Origin of the sequence: Streptomyces sp. URMC 129, assembly GCF_051386415.1 — a bacterium.
Classification (GTDB): domain Bacteria; phylum Actinomycetota; class Actinomycetes; order Streptomycetales; family Streptomycetaceae; genus Streptomyces.
Window position 1 is genome coordinate 23,645 of sequence record NZ_JBPQTQ010000012.1, and the last position, 16,236, is coordinate 39,880.

Genomic DNA, 16,236 nt, shown 5'->3' on the forward strand with positions numbered 1-16,236 from the left:
CCGGCCGAGGGGCCGGGGAGGCCGGTGAATCCAGTGGGGGGTTCGGGCAAATGCCGCACACCGTAGGTTACGCGCCGGGGGTCTACGACCTCTTCCACGTCGGGCACCTGAACGTGCTCAGACATGCCAGAAGCCGCTGCGACTACCTCGTCGCCGGGGTCGTCTCGGACGAGATGGCGGAGCTCGCGAAGGGACGCCCGCCGGTGATCCCGCTCGTGGAGCGGCTGGAGATCGTCCGCAGCATCCGCTACGTGGACGCGGCGTTCGTGGAGACGGTGCCGGACAAGCTGGAGACGTGGCAACAGGTCCGGTTCGACGTGCTGTTCAAGGGCGACGACTGGCGGGGCACCCCCAAGGGCGAGAAGCTGGAGCGCGACTTCGCGTCCGTGGGCGTGGAGATCGTCTACTTCCCCTACACCGTGCACACGTCCAGCACTCAGCTCAGGGGCGCCCTGGACGCGCTGAGGGCCGACAGCTCGCGGAACCACTTCACCGAGAACGCGGCCAAGAAGAGCACGTAGACCGCGCACAGCGCCGCGTAGCCGAACCGGAAGGCGTCCTCGCTGCCGAGCAGCAGGAACACGGCGCACAGCACGCCGTAGTCCACGGGCAGCAGCGCGACGGCGCGCAGCCGCGAGGGGGGCGGCGTGCCGCCCTGCGAGGCCGTGGCCTTGGGCTTGAGCTTGTCGGTGAGGAGCCCGCCGAAGAAGATCAGCACGGCGGCGAACTGGAACGCCGGCGGCACCAGCAGCCAGCCCTCCGAGGGCAGGGCGAAGAAGCGGTGGAACGAGATCAGCACGGCGGTGTGCATCGCGGTGATCTTCGCGCAGTCCACGACATGGTCGAGCCACTCCCCCGCCGGGCTCGACTCCCCGCGCAGCCGCGCGAGTTGACCGTCGGCCGAGTCGAACGCGAAGCCGAGCACGAGACCCGCGTACACCGCCAGGGCCAGCCCCCACGACGGCCGCGCGAGGGCGACGGCGGCGACGGCGGCGAAGCTGAACACCGCGCTGACGCCGGTCACCTGGTTCGGGGTGAGCCCGGCCCGGTAGGCGGCGGCGGCCAGCACCCGGCCCAGCGGCCGGTTGACGTAGCGCGAGTACAGCGAAACGCCCTTCGCGCTCTTCTGCGCGCCGCGCAGCCGCGCGATCGCCGCGCCGAAGGTCATGGTGTCCGTCGTCCCCGCCATGCGGCGCATCATCGCACGCGGCACACGGATACGATGCGTGGGCCGGAGCGAGAACGCCGGAGCGAGACCTACGGGGAGGGCCCACGATGCGGGTGCGAGCACGACTGACGACGGCCACGGCGGGGCTGGTCACGGCCCTGGCGGTGGTGACGTCCCTGTCGGGCTGCAGCAAGTTGTCGGTGGCGGTGGACGGTGCGAGCGCCGTCGTGCCGACTGCTTCCGAGGACGAGGCGCGGCAGGCGTTCGAGCGCTACGTGGAGACCAGCAACGAGGCCCTGGAGGCGTACGACGCGGAGCTCATCTCGACGGTGGAGACGGGCCCGTGGGGCGCGATCCGGGAGGCGGAGCTGACCGCCAAGCACGCGGTGACTCCCGAGGGCAACATCAACTACACGCCCTCCGAGTTCACCGACGCGCACTACCACATACCCCAGCAGGCGGGCTGGCCCAAGTTCTTCGCGGTGGACGCCCAGAACACCCGGGACGCCGAGAACCGCTGGCTGATGATCTTCACCCGCGACAGCATCGACGAGCAGTGGGCCGTCTCCTATCTCTCGCTGCTGCCGGAGGCGACGTTCCCGGAGTTCGCGGAGGACGCGGACGGCTACCTGGAGGACATCCCGGCCGGGGGCGACAACGCCTCCGGGCTCGCCATGGATCCGGGCGGGATGAGCGCGGCCTACGCCGACTACCTGGCGAGCGAGGGCGAGGGCCCGTTCACCGACGGCCCGTGGACCACGGACGTCCTGGCGGCGCGCGAAGCGGCCAACTCGCAGCCGGAGTTCGTCACCGAGTTCCGCGACCAGGCGGCCGAGGACCCGGCTTACACGCCGGCGGCGCTGCGCCTGAAGGACGGCGGCGCGCTGGTGCTGTTCACCTCGCAGAACTTCGAGAAGAAGACCATGGCTCCCGGTGAGCCGCTGGTGGTGGACCCGCTGGTGGAGTCCCTGATGGAGTCCCCGGCCGAACAGGCGCTGACGATGGAATGGGTGGTCACGCTGGCCGCCCGGGTCCCCGAGGGCGAGGGCGAGATCGAGATCCAGGGCGGCCTCGCGGGCGTCGTCGCGGCGACGGGCGAGTAGCGGATCGCGTGGCACTCGGCCGCTGCCAAGGCGGCGGCCCGCGCTTGTCCGGCCCGCAACAATTCCCGCCACCGCCCTCCCGGGCGGCCGGTGTCGCTGCCTATCCTCCGGCCATGAATCTGCGCCGGGCGGCCGTGGCCGCTTCGCTCGCCCTCACCACGGTCGCGTTCGGCTCCGTCACCGGTCTCGCACCGGCATCGGCGGCGCTGCCCACCGTCACCGCCGCGCCGGGCACCGGAACCGTGCTCAGCATCAAGACACTGACTGCGGCCCAACGGCCGGCGGGCACCGGGTTCGGCGCGCGGATCACGTACACCTCGACCGGGGTCGGCGGCGAACCCATCGTGGTGAGCGGGCTGATCTACACGCCCAGCGGCACGCCCCCGGCCGGTGGCTGGCCGGTGCTGTCCTGGGCCCACGGCACGACCGGACTCGGGGACGCCTGCGCACCGTCGGCCAACCCCGCGTCGATCAGCCGCAAGAGCTATCTGAGCGCGTGGCTCCAGGCGGGCTACGCCGTCGTCGCCACGGACTACGCGGGCCTCGGCGGCCCCGGCGTCCACCCGTATCTGGACGGCGAGGTGGCGGCGCGCGGCGTCGTCGACATCGTGCGCACGGCACGGAAGCTGGCCCCGAAGCTGTTCGCGGACCGGTGGGCCGTGGCCGGGGAGTCGCAGGGCGGGCACGCCGCGCTGTTCACCGGCAATCTCGCGGAGGAGTACGCCCCCGAGCTGGACTTCCGGGGCACGGTGGCGAGCGCGCCGCCGTCCAACCTGACGCCGATCGTCTCCGAGTTGAACCCGGACATCACGCTCACGCCGGAGCTGGTGCCGCTGCTCGCCTACATCTTCGCCGGCCTGGAGGCCGCCAACCCCGGCTTCTCCATGGACTCCTACCTGAGCCCGCTCGGCCGGGAGGTGGTCACGGACGCCGAGACGCTGTGCAACCCGGCGATGTGGGAGCGCACCCAGGGCATCGACATCGGTGAACTGCTGAGCAAGCCGCTGGACGACGCGTTCGAGGAGGTGATGAGCGCGACGTTCGACGTCCCGACCAGCGGCTACGACGCCCCGGTGTTCATCGCCCAGGGCGAGGCGGACGAGGTGGTGGCGCAGTTCCTGACCGACCAGTTGGTGGACGACCTGACGGCGGCCGGCGAGCCCCTGACGTACAAGACCTACCCCTCGGTCGACCACACCGGCACCCCGGGCGCATCCCTCCAGGACGCCCAGGCGTTCCTCCGCCCCCTGATGACGCCGTAGCCCCCACACAGGGCAACGGACCCGGCACGCACGGGCGTTGTGGGCCTAAGGTTTGTGGGGACGAAGGACGGCCCGTTCCATGATCCTGGTCCTGAGGGAGGCGCTGGATGTCGCAGAGCCTGAGCAGCTTTGCCGACCTGCTCCGCTCCGCCGAACGCTCGGCGGTTCATCTGGAGATGCGCGACACCTACGGTGTGGAGAACGAGATCGAGGGCTTCGCGGCCTGGAAGCAGGGGCATCGTCTGGATCCATCCGACCGGGCCTCCTGGTGGCGTCCGTGGCTGGACCTGGTTCAGGAGGTCACCGGCAGGGGCGTTGCGATGCGCCGCGCCCGCGTGGTCTCCGAGCCGGTGAGTGACTACATCGCCTATGAGCACTCGTTCACGTTCACCAACGTGGCGGCCGGCGAGGAAGTCCGCTGGCTGCCCCGGCGGAACGCATCGGATCTGTGCCTGCCGGGAAACGACTTCTGGCTGTTCGACGGCCGCGTCGTCCAGTTCAACATCTTCGACGGCAACGGCCGATGGGTGCACACGGACCAGGTCGAAGACCCGGCCGTGGCGGAGCGGTGCGCCGCCACGTTCGACGCGGTGTGGGAACGCGCGATCCCGCACGGGAAGTACCTCGCCTGACGTCTACGCGGGCCGGTACTCTGCGTGCGGAATCGCCCGTTCCCAAGCGGACTCGTACGCCGTGCCGTACAGCCTGACCAGAGCCGGATCGGTGGAGACCTCCATCCCCGGTCCGGTCCACTGCCCGTCGCCGCTGAAGTGGTGGAGGATCAGCAGTTCGTTGTCGATCACCCAGCCGTCCAGCACCGGAAGCAGCAGGTCGCGTGCCCTCGACCTCGGCAGCCAGCGAACCTCTTCGCCGGCCGCGACGTTGGTGAACGTTCCGTCGTACTCGTACCTGATGTAGTCGCTGATCGGCTCGGACACGACACGGAGACGGCGCATCACCACGCCCCGGCCGGTCGTCCCGGCCACGACGTCGAGCCACGAACGCCACCACGACGCCCGGTCGTCCGGGTCCGGCCGGTATCCCTCCTGCCAGCGGAGGAACGCCGGGTCGTCGCGCATGTAGCTGTCGCGCATCTCCAGGTGAACCGCCGAGCGCCTGGCCCTGGACAGTGCCTCACGTACCGCTGTTGCCACCAGTCTCCTCTGTGAGCACTCACATGAGCGATGGGCACGAGCGTCGCCTCGGTCCGGCCACCCGTCAAGGTGGCCTCCGGGTGACGCTTCCGGCCGTCCGGCGTCGGGGGCGAGCGCGGTAGGGGGTGCAGGCCCGGAGGCGGGTGGCTCCGCGGGTGCCGATCTCGCGGGCCAGGATGCCGGGACAGGCCCCCACAGCGCGCAGTGGGTGCCGGCCGTCTGTGCCCAGGTGAGCCCGGCACCAGGGCATGATCTGAGGGGCCCGTGCCAGCAGCGCAGTGCCGGGAGTTCCCGGCCCGCTGCCATGACTGTTTCCGGTCTGCCTCGGTACGTTAGGTTGCTGCTCATGCGCTGGTCTCAGCTATACACACCGACCCTCCGGGAAGATCCGGCCGAGGCGGACGCCGTCAGTCACCGACTGCTGGTCCGGGCGGGCTTCATCCGGCAGCTCATGGCCGGGCACTACTCGTTGTTGCCGCTCGCCGTGCGGGTGCGAGCCAAGGTGACCGAGGTGATCCGTGAGGAGATGACCCGGATCGGCGCCCAGGAGTTCGTCATGCCGACGGTGCACCCCCGCGAGCTCTGGGAGAAGTCGGGGCGCTGGGACGCCATGGGCGAGGAAATGTTCCGCCTGACCGATCGCAAGGGGGCGGAGCTGGCGTTGGGCATGACCCACGAGGAAGTGATCACCTCGCTGGCGCGGGAGCTGAAGTCCTACAAGCAGCTTCCCCAGATGTGGTACCAGTTCCAGACGAAGTTCCGGGACGAGCCACGGCCGAAGTCCGGCCTGATCCGGGTTCGTGAGTTCACGATGAAGGACTCCTACAGCTTCGACCTGGGCCCCGAAGGGCTCGACCGGTCCTTCGACCTGCACTTCGAGGCGTACCGGCGCATCTTCGACCGGCTGGGCGTTCCGGCTATTCCCGTTCAGGCTTCCAGCGGAAGCATGGGCGGGAGCACGTCGGTCGAGTTCATGTGCCCCTCCGAGGCCGGTGAGGACATCGTGGTCCGCTGCCTGGCCTGCGATTACGCGGCCAATGTCGAGAAGGCCACATCCGCACTCGCGCCCGTCCAGGACGCGGAGCGGCTGGCCCAGCCCGAGCGTTTCGACACCCCCGGCGTCCGTACGATCGAGGATCTGGCCGTACGGCACGGCCTTGCCGCTGACCGCCAGATCAAGACGCTCGTGTATGTGCTGGACGACCAACTGACGTTGGTCCTGCTGCGGGGCGACCACGCCTTGATCGAGCAGAAGCTGACGGATGCCACGGGTGCCGTCGCCGCCCGCCCGGCCCGCGAAGAGGAGATCATCGCAGCGCTGGGGGCGCGCCCTGGCAGCCTGGGGGCGGTCGGCGTCACCGGCCTGCCCGTGATCGCCGACGAAGCCTTGCGGGGGCGTCGCGACATGGCGACGGGCGCGAACACGGACGGCCGGCATGTGCGCGGCGTGAACGTCGAGCGCGACATCGCCGTTGCCCGGTGGGCGGACCTGCGGGAGGTCACCGCCGGCGAGCCCTGTCCCCAGTGCGGCAGCCCGCTGGACGCCGTACGGACCGTGGAAGTGGGACACATTTTCAAGCTCGGCCACAAGTACACGGAAGCCCTCGACGTCACGGTACTGGACTCGCAGGGCGCCACGGTGAAGCCGATCATGGGCTGTTATGGGATCGGCGTCGAACGGGCGATGGCGGCGATCGTCGAGGGCGGTAACGACGAGAAGGGCATCGTCTGGCCGGTCGCGGTGGCTCCGTTCCAGGTGGCTGTCGTACTCCTGAACGGAGACGACGCGGCGGTCCGGCAGGCGGCGGAAGACCTCTACAGCGGGCTGGTGGCCGAGGGCGTCGACACGGTCCTCGATGACCGGGACGAACGCCCTGGCGCCAAGTTCAGGGACATCGAGCTGATCGGAATCCCCTACCGCGTGACCGTCAGCCGACGGGGGATCGCAGGCGGCACGGTGGAGCTCACCTCCCGGAAGACGGGCGAGACGGAGACCATCGCAGTGGGCCAGGCCGGGGAACGGCTGCACAAACTCCTCGCGATGAGTGCCTGAACGACTATCACGGAGCGCCAGCGCCGGAGGCGTTCGGCTGCCACTCGTGGTACGTCTCTCTCAGCATCCATCTCTGCTCGCTGGACGTTCATACGCGTACTCGAAGGCCCATTAGCCAGTATCAGCGGGCCACGGAAGCGGCGCTACAGGGCCTGCTTCTGGTGAACGACGAGATGCCGTAAGGGAGCGGGGGCAGTAGGGGGCGCAGGCCCAGAGGCGGGTGGCTCCGCGGGTGCCGATCTCGCGGGCCAGGATGCCGAGATAGGCCCCGCACAGCGCGCAGTGGGTGCCGGCCGTCTGTCCCCACGTGAGCCCGGCACTCATCTCCGGCCGCCCCGGCCCGGCCGGACACGGCGGGTGATCCACAGCAGCGTGGTGGACCGCATGGTGAACGTCTCCCCGCCCTGGAACTCCAGCCGCTTGCCGCCGTGCGGCAGCGCCACCATGTCGGCTCGCCTCGTGGTGCAGCTCGTGTCATCCGGTCACAGCCCCGCATCCGCCGAGTCGTGGGCTGCCGGATGCAAGGCGTGGGCGACCGCGGCCCCGGAGGCGATCGATGCCTTCGCCGCCACCAGGGTCCGGATGCACTGGGCGTTCGCCCGACAGAAGCCCGAGGAATCGTGGCTCAGGGCCATGGCCGAAGCAGCCGAGGCATGGGCCGATCACCGAGGCGTGACGGTGGCCTGATGGGCTGATAGTGCTCGCCGTTCTTTCCCGACCTGGGCGTTCGTGCCGCTCAGTGAGCCGGTTCCGTTGCCGCGTGGTGGGCGCAGGCGTCGGTGAGGGCTTCGAGCAGGGTCAGGGGTTCGGGGAGGGGGTGTTCGGGGCCGCGGAGCCAGCGGACCGAGGCGTCGTCGGCGGCGGACGGGAGGCGGGACGGGGGGAGCAGGACGTAGCTGCCGCGGCAGTGCCAGCGCAGGCCCGGGTGTTCGTCCATGGTCTCCGGGTGGCAGTCCAGCTCGCACGGCCACCACTCGTCCTCGTCGTCCGGCGTGCCGCGGGTCGTGGTGAAGAAGAGGACCCGGTCCGGGTCGGCCACCGCGACCGGGCCGACCTCGACGCCCTCGGCAGTCAGCCGGTCCAGCGCCGCGTAGCCCGCGGCGGCCGGGACGTCCAGGACGTCGTGGGCCCGGCCGGTGGCGGTGACGAAGTTCGCGCTGGGGTCGGCGCGCAGCCAGCGCAGGATCTGGTCCCGGTCGGTCGTCGCCTGGGTGGCCCAGGTCAGGGAGACGGGGTGGCGGGCGGGGGTGGGACAGCCGATGCGTTCGCAGGAACAGCCGTAGTCCTGCGGGTACGCGGCGGGCGCCAGCGGGAACCCCGCCTCGGCGGCGGCGAGCAGCAGCTCCTCACGGGCACGGGCGGCGGCGGCTCCGGCGGCGGCGCCCCGGGCTCCGCGACGCAACCAGCGGGGCACTCGGCTCTCGCGTTCCATGGGCCTCCTAGCGCCTTCACTTCCATCCCGGTAAGCCCAGCAGCACCGCTGCCCGGGCTGTTTATTCCGCTACTGCACGGTCTGGTCGCCGGTGTGGCGCACATCCTGCCCTGAGACGGGCTCGGATGGGTAATCGGGAGAAACCGGCCAGGACTCCCCCCACCCGGCGTCCCGCGCCGCCCGGTATTCCGGGCCCCGGCGCTTGGAGACGGTCTCGCGGCGCAGGCCCTCGTCCCGCGTGCACAGGTCCAGCAGCACCTGCCCCTTGCGCAGCAGCGGCCGGCGCACGATCCGCGCGGGGTCCGGTGTCGCCGCCGGGTCCGGGCCGGGGCGGACGGCGGCCACGTAGGCGAACTTCTCGTCCTCGTACGGGAGAACGCCGCCTTTCACCCGCCGGTGGAGTGCCGAGCGGCTGACGCGGGCCGCGAAGTGGCACCAGTCGCTGCCGACCGCGATGGGGCACGCGCCGTCGTGCGGGCAGGGCGCCAGGACGCGCAGCCCCGCGGCGACCAGGCGGTCGCGCGCGGCCCGGATGCGCAGGTAGCCGTCCGGGGTGCCCGGCTCGACCAGGACCACGGCGGCCCCGGCCCGTGCCACCGCGTCGACGACGGCGTCGCGGACGGCCTCGGGCAGCTCGCCCAGCACGTAGGAGACGGTGACGAGGTCGGTCAGGGGCAGCGCGGGAATCGCGGGCGGGGTGGCGCCGATGCTCTCCAGGCGCCACTGCGCCGCCCGCAGCGGGCTGCCGGGGGCGAGCCGTACCAGCTCGCGGCCGAGGTCGATGGCGGGCCCGGCCCGGTCGAGGACGACGGTCTCCCGGTCCCCGTCAGGCCAGATCTCCGCCGCCGCCCAGACGGCCGCGCCGGTGCCGCCGCCCAGGTCGAGGTGGCCGCCGGGCGTCCAGCCGGGCAGCCGGGCGGCGAGCCGCCGGAGCGCGGCGGAGACCGCCGCGAACGTGGCGGGCATCCGGTAGGCGGCGTACGCCACCGCGTCGGCGCGGTCCCGGAGCACCGGCGCGCCGGCCGGGGACTGCCCCCGGTACCCGGCCATCAGCCGCTCGACGGCCGAGGCCGCCTGGCGCTGCGGCAGGCCGTCGAGCAGCCGGTCGAGCGCGGCGCGCAGCTGCTCGGGGACGGACAAAGAGGTGCTGGTCACCGCGCCAGGATAGGTCGGCGCGCCGCGCGCCCGGGACGGCGGCCGTCGTGCTCAGGTGCGCAGGTGGGTCACCGGCTGGTGCGTGTGGGACTCGATGTCCTGGACCGCGAGGTGCACCAGCTGGTGGGACAGCTCGGACAGGGCGCGGGCGACGGCCAGTTCGCGGCCGATCGCGGGGACGTTCTCGTCCTCCGGGTTGGCGCGGGCCGTGCCCTCGCTGACCAGTACGGTGTCCGGCTTGTCGGTCAGCCGCGCCTCCGCCCGGGTCAGGCGGCCCTCGGAGTCGATGGACACCCGGACGTTCCAGGTCTCGGTTTCCATGCTGCGCCTCGCTTCCTTGGCTCCGTCCCTCCATCCTGACGCGGCCGGGCCGGGCTCGCACATCAGGCGTCAGGCCAGCCCGGTCACCGTGACCGTCACCCGGACCGGGCACCCGGGATCGCCCACGGCCTCGGCGACCGCCGCCGTCACCGCGGCCCGGACCGCGCGCGTCACGTCCAGGGCCCGGTGGCCGTGCAGGGTGGCCAGGTGAACGGTGACGTCCCAGCCGCCGCCCGGACGGCGCGTCGCCCGGACACCCGCCACGCTCCGGGAGGCCCGGCCCGCCCCCGCGCCGCGCAGCCGGTCCGTGAGGCCGGGGCGCAGGAACGCCACGCCCGGCACCCGGCGGGCCGCCGTCGCGGCGGTCTGCCGCACCAGGGTCTCCAGCTCTGTGTGCCCGCCACCGCTCACGGCATCTCCTCGCTCGCTTCTCCGCCCCCACGGCGAGAGGCGGCGGCCTGCGTCGCCATCCCCAGCCCGGCGGCCACGCGTGCGGCGCTCACGGCATCTCCTCGCTCGCTTCTCCGCCCCCGCGGCGAGAGGCGGCGGCCTGCGTCGCCATCCCCAGCCCGGCGGCCACGCGTGCGGCGCTCACGGCATCTCCTCGCGTGCTGCTCCGCCCGCGTCGGTCATGTCCACCACGGCCACGTCGATGGCGTCCACGTCCAGGCCGAGGTCTTCCCGGGCCGCCGCCGCGACGCGGTCCCGGACCGCGTCCGCCAGCGCCGGGACCGTCCACGACAGGTCCGCCACGATCTCCAGCCGCACCCGCACCGGGCCGCGCCGGGCGCCGTCCTCCGGGGGTGCGACGCGGCAGCTCCCGGCCCGCACGCCGGGCAGCGACTCGGCGGCGGCGCGGCAGACCCGGGCCGCCGCCGCCTCCACCACCCACGTGTCCTCGTCCGGCTCGCCCAGCGGCAGGGTGCGGCCCGGCCGCAGCTCCAGCCGCACGATGTCCATCACGCGGGCGGTCACCGCGTGCGTCCCGGGCTCGGCCGGCTCGGCCGTCCGGGTCTGCCGCACCACGTCCCCGAGCAGGCGCAGCTCGTCGAGGGCGGCCGTACAGTGGGGGCAGGAGCGGAGGTGGGGGTCGGCGTCCGCCGGGCCCTCGTCCCAGAGATCCCAGACCTCCCTCAACGACCGTCCGCAGGGCAGCGGTTCGCCGTCGACGGGCTCGTCCGCCGGCTCACCGGACCGTTCGCCGGGCGGTTCGTTCAGCGCCATGCTTCCATCGCCTCCGTGAGGTAGCGTCTGGCCCGGAAGATCCGGCCGCGGACGGCCTGTTGGCTGATGCCGACCGCCTGCGCGATGTCCTGGTACGACAACCCGTGGAACTCCCGCAGCACCCAGCAGGCGCGTTGTTCCGGGGACAGCCGTGCCAGCGCGGCGTGCAGCGCGCGGACCGCGGCCGTCGATTCGACCGTACGCGCGGGCGACGTCAGATGCTCGGGTGCGGCGCGCTCGGACACCGTGTCGAGGGGAGCCGCGCCGTGCCGGGAGCGGAGCTGATTCAGACAACGATTGGTGACGATGCGGAACATCCAGCTGGCGAACGCGGCGTCGCCCCGGAATTCCGGCAGTCGCCGCCACGCGCTGACGAACGCCTCCTGCACGGCGTCCTCCGCGTCGGCCGGGTCGCCCAGCAGGTGGGTGGCGAGCCGCAGCAGTGCCGGGCCGTGCCGCCGGACCAGCACCTCGAAGGCGCCCTCGTCGCCCTCTCCGGCCCGGACCGCCAGCAGGGCGTCGGGCGTCCCTGACGCCGCCTCGTCGGCCACGCACCGGCTCCTTCGTCGTCGGTTCGTCGTCGGTTCATGGAAAAAGTTGGGTAAACGAGCGTGACGAATCGCGCCGCACAGTGTCCAACAGGGTGTCGGAGCGAAAACGCCGAGCCGACGCCCGGTCAGGACTGAAAGGAACAGCCATGGTTGTGCAGACAGCCTCCCACGACACGGACCACGCCACCGACGTCGTCGTCCCCGCCCCGGTGTCCGCCTCCGCGTCCCCGTCCGCCCGCGGGTCCGCGTCCGCCGCCGCTCCCGCGGGCCGTTCGGGCACGACGGTGAGCGAGGGCTCGGCCGGGGCCCAGGAGCCCGCGGCGACCCGCGGCCGGACGTCGATCGCGGGCGGTGTGGTGGAGAAGATCGCCGGTCTGGCCGCGCGCGAGGTGCCCGGGGTGTTCGCGCTGGGCGGCACCCTGTCCCGTACGCTCGGCGCGGTGCGCGACCGGGTGCCGGGCGGGCGGCCGAGCGTGAGCCGGGGCGTGAAGGTGGAGGTCGGGCAGCGGCAGACGGCCGTGGACCTCGACGTGATGGTCGAGTACGGGGTGCCGATCACGGACGTGGCGCGGGACGTCCGGGAGAACGTGATAGCGGCCGTGGAGCGGATGACCGGCCTGGAGGTCGTGGAGGTCAACATCTCGGTCGTCGATGTCCGGCTGCCCGACGAGGACTTGGGGGACGGCGAGCCCCGCGTGCAGTGACGGCGGGACCGGGCCGTACCAGGAACAGCAGGAAGGAGGAGACCATGCGCGAACACGGCAAGCTGCACTGGACGCAACGGACTTCCCCGGCGGTGGGAGTGATAGTCGCGGTGCTCGCCGTCTGGGCCGTGCATCTCCTCGTGGCGGCCAGGATCGGGTGACTCGGCCATGCACGACGATCAACTGCGGCCAGAACGCTGGGCAGTGGCACTGCGCCGGACCCCGGTGTCGCTGTGGCGGGACGACATCGACCACTGGGCCGCGGCGCTGACGTACTACTCGGTGCTCGCCGTCTTCCCGACCGTGCTGGTCGTGCTGTCGCTGGCGAGCCTGGCCCATCCGTCGGCCGCGCCGGAGCTGATCGGCCAGCTCAGCTCGCTGGTCCCGGCCGACTCCCGGTACGAGGTGCGCACCGCGCTGGTGGAGTTGGCGGACCAGCCCTCGGCGGCGTGGCTGCTGGCGGTCATCGGCACGGTGAGCGCGCTGCTGTCGGCGTACAACTACCTGAGCGTCTTCCGGCGGGTGCTGCACAACATGCACGGCGTCGTGGACCGCAGGCCGCCGTGGCGGGCGGTGCCGCGCACGCTGCTCACCGCGCTGGGGCTGCTGGCGCTGCTGGTCGCCAGCGCGACGGTGCTGGTGCTGACGGCCGGGGCGGTCCGCGCGATCGGGCGCATGCTGGACACCGTGGAGGCGGGCACGACGGCGTGGAACGTGCTGAAGTGGCCGCTGCTGCTGGTGCTGGTCACGGGCCTGGTGCTGGTGCTGTTCCGGACCGGCCCGGCCGGTGCCCGGCCCCCGCACCGGGGGGTGCCGGGCGGCGCGCTGGCGGTGCTGCTGTGGCTGGCGGCGTCGGCGTTCTTCGCCCTGTACGCCTCGCACGTGAGCGCCTACAACCGGCTGTACGGCTCGCTGGCGGGGATCGTGGTCTTCCTGGTGTGGCTGTGGGTGTCCAACCTGACGCTGCTGACGGGCGCGCAGTTCAACGCCGAGCTGACGAAGCTGTGCCTGGCCCACCGGTCCGCCACCCGCCCGCCCACCGGGCGGGAGCAGGAGTCGGCCCACCTCAGCCCTGTGGGGTCGTTGCCGCGTCGCGCACCATGAGGTCGTACAACGGCGCCCCGTCCCACGGCCGTGACCGCCCGACCTTGTGGTAGTTCCACGCGGCGTAGGCCGCACGGGCCGGAGCCGCCTCCGGTTCGGGCCGCACGGTGAGCGTGAGGCGTTCCACGGCCAGGCCCCGGACCAACTCGCCGTGCAGCCGCGCCGCGACCCCACGACGGCGCCAACGCGCGCGTACGGCGAGTTCGATGACGGCGAACGTCCGGTGGCCGGTCTCCCTGGTGAAGTCCCCGGGCAGCGGTTCGAGCGAGCCGTCCCACCATGCCGTGTCGGGCGCCAGCCGGTAGCCGAAGGAGAAGCCGACGACCTCCCGGCCGCTCTCCGCGAACACCAGCCGGAAGCCGGGCCGGCCGACCTGGTGCGGGTAGCCCGCCACGAACTCCGCGACGTCCTGCGGCCCTTCGCGGTACGGCGGCTCGGCGTAGACCTCGGTGTAGGCGGGCAGGAACGCGTCAAGAAGCTCCCCGGCCCCGTCGCCACCCCCGGCGCGCCGCACGACAAGGTCCTCGCCCATGGAGCATCTCCTCACCCGAGGTGTGCGTTGATCACGCCCACTGCCGACCGGGCCGAAGCGGTGTCGATCACGGCCAGCCCATCACGGACCTGCGCCAACCGGCGCAGGACACGGCCGGACCGGACTTCGACCAGATGCTCCAGTGCCCCCACTGCTTCGTGGGCGGCTTCTTCGGCTTCCCCGCTGTGGATCAGACTCCGCGCCAGGGTGAGCCGGTACAAGGCTCTGTTGCGGCCGTAGGTGCTTCCCTGGTGTCCCAGGGAAGCACGAAGGAAGGGCACAGCCGCCTTGTGATGGCCCGTCTCCGCGTGCAACAACCCCTGCGCGAAGTCGATCTCCGCCTGTCCGTGGAAGGCGGCCCAGGCAGGCGCGGGCCTGCCTCCCTCCCGGTCCGCCATCCGCATGGCCTCGGCGAAGACACGGCGCGCAGCGCGCACGTCGCGCAACTGGGCCAGTGCTCGGGCCTCGCGAGCGGCGACCAAGGAAATGAGCTTCGGAGAACCCATGCTCTGCGCTCGCTGCCGTGCGGCGCGGGCGAAGTCGTAGCCGTCCCGTGGCCGCCCGTCGTGGAGCGACTGCATGCTCAGGGATGCCAGTACCAGGGCCTCAAGACCGGTGTCTCCGAGCATGGTTCCGATAGCGAGGGCCTCGCCCCAGTAACGACGCGCCTGTTCCTGATCGTCGGCATCGTAGTGCAGCCAAGCACAATGCTCGGCCGTTTCCCCAGCCAGTAGCTGCAATTGGCGCGCGATGGACTCCGGGCAACTGGTGGTGTTGATGACTCGGCGTACACGGCTCAGGTGCCGCACGGCCAACGAGCGCACATCGACTCCGCCGTAGGCGTCGTCGAGGGCGTACAGCGACCGTAGCCCTTCCCGGAGTTCGGCCACGTGTGTCGTACCCGCAACTCTCGCCTGAGGCAGAGAAAGGCCCGTTGTCGCACCGATGGTGTCAGCGACGAACGCACGTCTGTCCACACTCGATCCTTGATGAGGTTGAGGCACGGCTTCGTCGGGAGGGAACGGCGGGCTGGGAAACCCGAGTTCCTCGGGGTTGGTACCGAACATCGCGTGCAGTACGCGCCATGCCCGAGAACGCGGACACGGTGGGTCCGGCTGCCGCCAGCGACGTAGTCGACGGTCTGTGAGCGTTGCCTCTTCCCCGATGAGCTGCGCCGTCTCGTTGTAGGCCCGGAGGAACGCGGCCGGCCGCTCCCATCCCCGTCTGACGCACTCCTCCTGGAAAGGAGTCGGCTCGGCCATGGGTGCCTCCTGCTTCTTCCAAGCTCACCGTACTGCGGACACAAGCCCGTCAAAGTCCGTCGTCCGGCCGGAAAGTCCGGCGAAGAGTCCGGCCCGGCGTCCGCTGCCGGCACTGCTCCACGCGTTTCCTTTTCGTAGCGACAACACTACGGGAGGTGATCACGGGCCCTCAAGGCGAGAGCACGTCCCCATCGTTGCCCACGCCGGAGCCGGTGCTGCGCTTCCCCGTACCGGTCCGGGCATTGCGCCGCTGCGGCTGCGGGCACTTGGTCCTCAGCGGTGAGGACCACTCGTGCCCGGCCCCCGGAGGACGGGAAACCGATCGATGACGGCGCCGCCCGGCGTGATGGTGGCGGTCGAGGTCGATGCCTCGGCCGTCCGGTGTGGGGATCAGCTCCTGGTCGGCGGGCAGGTGCACACCGTCCGGGACATGGTGGCGCTGCCGCACGGCGGCAAGCGGCTGGAGTTCCAGGGCGGGGAGACGTTCACCATGCGGTCCACCACCCTGCTGTGGATCACCCGCAGCGTCCGGCCGGGCCGGGGCGGCCGGAGATGAGCGCCGGGCTCACGCCGGGGCAGACGGCCGGCACCCACTGCGCGCTGTGCGGCGCGTATCTCGGCGTCCTGGCGCGCCAGGTGGGCACGACGGGAGCCATCCGTCTGTGGGCCTGCGCCGCGTACTGCTACCGTTCCCCGTCGCCGCCCGGGCCGGTTGGCGGGGTTTCGCTCAACGGCGGTGGGTACCCGGGGAGTTCCGTATCCCGGAAGAAACGGAGGACGGCATGACCGCCCACGCTGAACCCGAATACGTCGTCGACCAGGTGCAGATCGGCAAGGGCATCCGGCCGCTCGCCCAGCACGGCTACGTGATCGTCGAGAACGGCGTCCTCGAACTCCTCGGCTCCCGGGGCCGCGTGATCGACAGCGCCCCGATGGGCCGCGTCCGGGCGAGCAAGGTCCGCTTCACCGGCGGGAAGACGCTCGCGATGCGGCTCAACGGCACCCGGTACCACGTCTCCCCGAAGTGGGGCGACAAGGCCGGACACCTGGTCCGCCCCGGCCGTCCCCACGAAGTGGAGCGCGCGGCCGACGAGTTGCTGCACCTGATCGAGGCGGGCGGCGGCACAGTCGGCTGACACTCGCCTCGCGCGCCGGGCGCGATCGGGCTATGACTGGGGGTGAGTCCGCGCCGGGGCGGGCCAGGGGAGGAC

General features: G+C 71.9%; 21 protein-coding genes. 10 read left to right on the top strand and 11 right to left on the bottom strand.

All coding sequences use genetic code 11. The annotated features are described in order from the left end of the window. Nucleotides 1-50: 50 nt before the first annotated feature. Nucleotides 51-521 (top strand): adenylyltransferase/cytidyltransferase family protein, encoded by a 471-nt coding sequence (locus ACSNOC_RS04350; protein WP_436745878.1) that lies wholly within the window; start codon nt 51-53, stop codon nt 519-521. Here the strand turns inward: ACSNOC_RS04350 and ACSNOC_RS04355 are convergent. Then, nucleotides 437-1,189: a CDP-alcohol phosphatidyltransferase family protein gene (locus ACSNOC_RS04355; protein ID WP_436745879.1), complete on the bottom strand. Its 753-nt coding sequence runs from the start codon at nt 1,187-1,189 to the stop codon at nt 437-439. The genes ACSNOC_RS04350 and ACSNOC_RS04355 overlap by 85 nt on opposite strands. Nucleotides 1,190-1,275: 86 nt before the next feature. Here ACSNOC_RS04355 and ACSNOC_RS04360 point away from each other — a divergent pair, with 86 nt between their 5' ends. The 3 genes from ACSNOC_RS04360 (at nt 1,276) to ACSNOC_RS04370 (ending at nt 4,165) form a co-directional block, all read left to right on the top strand. Then, entirely contained in the window at nt 1,276-2,271 is a 996-nt protein-coding gene (locus ACSNOC_RS04360) for a hypothetical protein (protein ID WP_436745880.1), read from the top strand. Between the two features lie 113 nt (nt 2,272-2,384). Then, nucleotides 2,385-3,533, top strand: coding sequence for a lipase family protein (locus ACSNOC_RS04365; RefSeq protein ID WP_436745881.1), 1,149 nt, complete (start codon nt 2,385-2,387; stop codon nt 3,531-3,533). A 107-nt stretch (nt 3,534-3,640) separates the two neighbouring features. Next, complete coding sequence (locus ACSNOC_RS04370) at nt 3,641-4,165, top strand: DUF6879 family protein (RefSeq protein ID WP_436745882.1); 525 nt, start codon at nt 3,641-3,643, stop codon at nt 4,163-4,165. Nucleotides 4,166-4,168: 3 nt separating this feature from the next. Here the strand turns inward: ACSNOC_RS04370 and ACSNOC_RS04375 are convergent, their stop codons facing one another. Further along, on the bottom strand, nt 4,169-4,687 hold the full coding sequence (locus ACSNOC_RS04375; protein WP_436745883.1) for a DUF6879 family protein: 519 nt from the start codon (nt 4,685-4,687) through the stop codon (nt 4,169-4,171). 346 nt (nt 4,688-5,033) lie between these two features. Between ACSNOC_RS04375 and ACSNOC_RS04380 the strand changes: the two genes are divergently transcribed. Then, nucleotides 5,034-6,740 (top strand): proline--tRNA ligase, encoded by a 1,707-nt coding sequence (locus ACSNOC_RS04380; protein WP_436745914.1) that lies wholly within the window; start codon nt 5,034-5,036, stop codon nt 6,738-6,740. A gap of 320 nt (nt 6,741-7,060) precedes the next feature. On the opposite strand, the gene ACSNOC_RS04385 is transcribed toward ACSNOC_RS04380, so the two are convergent. After that, nucleotides 7,061-7,186: a hypothetical protein gene (locus ACSNOC_RS04385; RefSeq protein ID WP_436745884.1), complete on the bottom strand. Its 126-nt coding sequence runs from the start codon at nt 7,184-7,186 to the stop codon at nt 7,061-7,063. Nucleotides 7,187-7,199: 13 nt separating this feature from the next. Between ACSNOC_RS04385 and ACSNOC_RS04390 the strand changes: the two genes are divergently transcribed. Continuing rightward, nucleotides 7,200-7,427, top strand: a complete 228-nt coding sequence (locus ACSNOC_RS04390) for a hypothetical protein (protein ID WP_436745885.1) — start codon at nt 7,200-7,202, stop codon at nt 7,425-7,427. Between the two features lie 49 nt (nt 7,428-7,476). On the opposite strand, the gene ACSNOC_RS04395 is transcribed toward ACSNOC_RS04390, so the two are convergent. From ACSNOC_RS04395 to ACSNOC_RS04420, 6 genes are all read right to left on the bottom strand, one after another. Next, the gene (locus ACSNOC_RS04395; protein WP_436745886.1) at nt 7,477-8,172 is read right to left on the bottom strand and encodes a bifunctional DNA primase/polymerase; all 696 of its coding nucleotides are present in this window, start codon (nt 8,170-8,172) and stop codon (nt 7,477-7,479) included. A 69-nt stretch (nt 8,173-8,241) separates the two neighbouring features. Next, nucleotides 8,242-9,327 carry a small ribosomal subunit Rsm22 family protein gene (locus tag ACSNOC_RS04400; RefSeq protein WP_436745887.1) on the bottom strand — a complete coding sequence of 362 codons (1,086 nt, stop codon included), beginning with the start codon at nt 9,325-9,327 and terminating at the stop codon, nt 8,242-8,244. A 51-nt stretch (nt 9,328-9,378) separates the two neighbouring features. Further along, nucleotides 9,379-9,648: a DUF1876 domain-containing protein gene (locus tag ACSNOC_RS04405; RefSeq protein WP_436745888.1), complete on the bottom strand. Its 270-nt coding sequence runs from the start codon at nt 9,646-9,648 to the stop codon at nt 9,379-9,381. Between the two features lie 69 nt (nt 9,649-9,717). After that, nucleotides 9,718-10,059 (bottom strand): hypothetical protein, encoded by a 342-nt coding sequence (locus ACSNOC_RS04410; RefSeq protein ID WP_436745889.1) that lies wholly within the window; start codon nt 10,057-10,059, stop codon nt 9,718-9,720. A 180-nt stretch (nt 10,060-10,239) separates the two neighbouring features. After that, nucleotides 10,240-10,872, bottom strand: coding sequence for a hypothetical protein (locus ACSNOC_RS04415; RefSeq protein ID WP_436745890.1), 633 nt, complete (start codon nt 10,870-10,872; stop codon nt 10,240-10,242). Beyond that, the gene (locus ACSNOC_RS04420) at nt 10,863-11,423 is read right to left on the bottom strand and encodes an RNA polymerase sigma factor (protein ID WP_436745891.1); all 561 of its coding nucleotides are present in this window, start codon (nt 11,421-11,423) and stop codon (nt 10,863-10,865) included. The genes ACSNOC_RS04415 and ACSNOC_RS04420 overlap by 10 nt, the downstream gene beginning before the upstream one ends. A 146-nt stretch (nt 11,424-11,569) precedes the next feature. On the opposite strand from ACSNOC_RS04420, the gene ACSNOC_RS04425 reads away from it, so the two are divergent. Then, nucleotides 11,570-12,127 (top strand): Asp23/Gls24 family envelope stress response protein, encoded by a 558-nt coding sequence (locus ACSNOC_RS04425; protein WP_436745892.1) that lies wholly within the window; start codon nt 11,570-11,572, stop codon nt 12,125-12,127. A 168-nt stretch (nt 12,128-12,295) separates the two neighbouring features. Continuing rightward, a complete protein-coding gene (locus tag ACSNOC_RS04430) occupies nt 12,296-13,231 on the top strand; it encodes a YihY/virulence factor BrkB family protein (protein ID WP_436745893.1) in 936 nt (311 codons plus the stop codon). On the opposite strand, the gene ACSNOC_RS04435 is transcribed toward ACSNOC_RS04430, so the two are convergent. Next, nucleotides 13,194-13,763 (bottom strand): GNAT family N-acetyltransferase, encoded by a 570-nt coding sequence (locus tag ACSNOC_RS04435; RefSeq protein WP_436745894.1) that lies wholly within the window; start codon nt 13,761-13,763, stop codon nt 13,194-13,196. The two genes, ACSNOC_RS04430 and ACSNOC_RS04435, sit on opposite strands and share 38 nt — an antisense overlap. A gap of 11 nt (nt 13,764-13,774) precedes the next feature. After that, a complete protein-coding gene (locus ACSNOC_RS04440) occupies nt 13,775-14,653 on the bottom strand; it encodes a hypothetical protein (RefSeq protein ID WP_436745895.1) in 879 nt (292 codons plus the stop codon). A gap of 697 nt (nt 14,654-15,350) precedes the next feature. Between ACSNOC_RS04440 and ACSNOC_RS04445 the strand changes: the two genes are divergently transcribed. Together ACSNOC_RS04445 and ACSNOC_RS04450 are read left to right on the top strand one after the other, a co-directional pair. Then, on the top strand, nt 15,351-15,581 hold the full coding sequence (locus ACSNOC_RS04445) for a hypothetical protein (RefSeq protein ID WP_436745896.1): 231 nt from the start codon (nt 15,351-15,353) through the stop codon (nt 15,579-15,581). A 226-nt stretch (nt 15,582-15,807) separates the two neighbouring features. Next, the gene (locus ACSNOC_RS04450; protein ID WP_436745897.1) at nt 15,808-16,161 is read left to right on the top strand and encodes a hypothetical protein; all 354 of its coding nucleotides are present in this window, start codon (nt 15,808-15,810) and stop codon (nt 16,159-16,161) included. Nucleotides 16,162-16,236 lie beyond the last annotated feature (75 nt).

Bases quoted from the DNA above. Each gene is read 5' to 3' on its own strand.
- ACSNOC_RS04350 (WP_436745878.1), top strand. From the start codon at position 51: ATGCCGCACACCGTAGGTTACGCGCCGGGGGTCTACGACCTCTTCCAC.
- ACSNOC_RS04355 (WP_436745879.1), bottom strand. From the start codon at position 1,189: ATGGCGGGGACGACGGACACCATGACCTTCGGCGCGGCGATCGCGCGG.
- ACSNOC_RS04360 (WP_436745880.1), top strand. From the start codon at position 1,276: ATGCGGGTGCGAGCACGACTGACGACGGCCACGGCGGGGCTGGTCACG.
- ACSNOC_RS04365 (WP_436745881.1), top strand. From the start codon at position 2,385: ATGAATCTGCGCCGGGCGGCCGTGGCCGCTTCGCTCGCCCTCACCACG.
- ACSNOC_RS04370 (WP_436745882.1), top strand. From the start codon at position 3,641: ATGTCGCAGAGCCTGAGCAGCTTTGCCGACCTGCTCCGCTCCGCCGAA.
- ACSNOC_RS04380 (WP_436745914.1), top strand. From the start codon at position 5,034: ATGCGCTGGTCTCAGCTATACACACCGACCCTCCGGGAAGATCCGGCC.
- ACSNOC_RS04385 (WP_436745884.1), bottom strand. From the start codon at position 7,186: ATGGTGGCGCTGCCGCACGGCGGCAAGCGGCTGGAGTTCCAGGGCGGG.
- ACSNOC_RS04395 (WP_436745886.1), bottom strand. From the start codon at position 8,172: ATGGAACGCGAGAGCCGAGTGCCCCGCTGGTTGCGTCGCGGAGCCCGG.
- ACSNOC_RS04405 (WP_436745888.1), bottom strand. From the start codon at position 9,648: ATGGAAACCGAGACCTGGAACGTCCGGGTGTCCATCGACTCCGAGGGC.
- ACSNOC_RS04415 (WP_436745890.1), bottom strand. From the start codon at position 10,872: ATGGCGCTGAACGAACCGCCCGGCGAACGGTCCGGTGAGCCGGCGGAC.
- ACSNOC_RS04425 (WP_436745892.1), top strand. From the start codon at position 11,570: ATGGTTGTGCAGACAGCCTCCCACGACACGGACCACGCCACCGACGTC.
- ACSNOC_RS04430 (WP_436745893.1), top strand. From the start codon at position 12,296: ATGCACGACGATCAACTGCGGCCAGAACGCTGGGCAGTGGCACTGCGC.
- ACSNOC_RS04435 (WP_436745894.1), bottom strand. From the start codon at position 13,763: ATGGGCGAGGACCTTGTCGTGCGGCGCGCCGGGGGTGGCGACGGGGCC.
- ACSNOC_RS04445 (WP_436745896.1), top strand. From the start codon at position 15,351: ATGACGGCGCCGCCCGGCGTGATGGTGGCGGTCGAGGTCGATGCCTCG.
- ACSNOC_RS04450 (WP_436745897.1), top strand. From the start codon at position 15,808: ATGACCGCCCACGCTGAACCCGAATACGTCGTCGACCAGGTGCAGATC.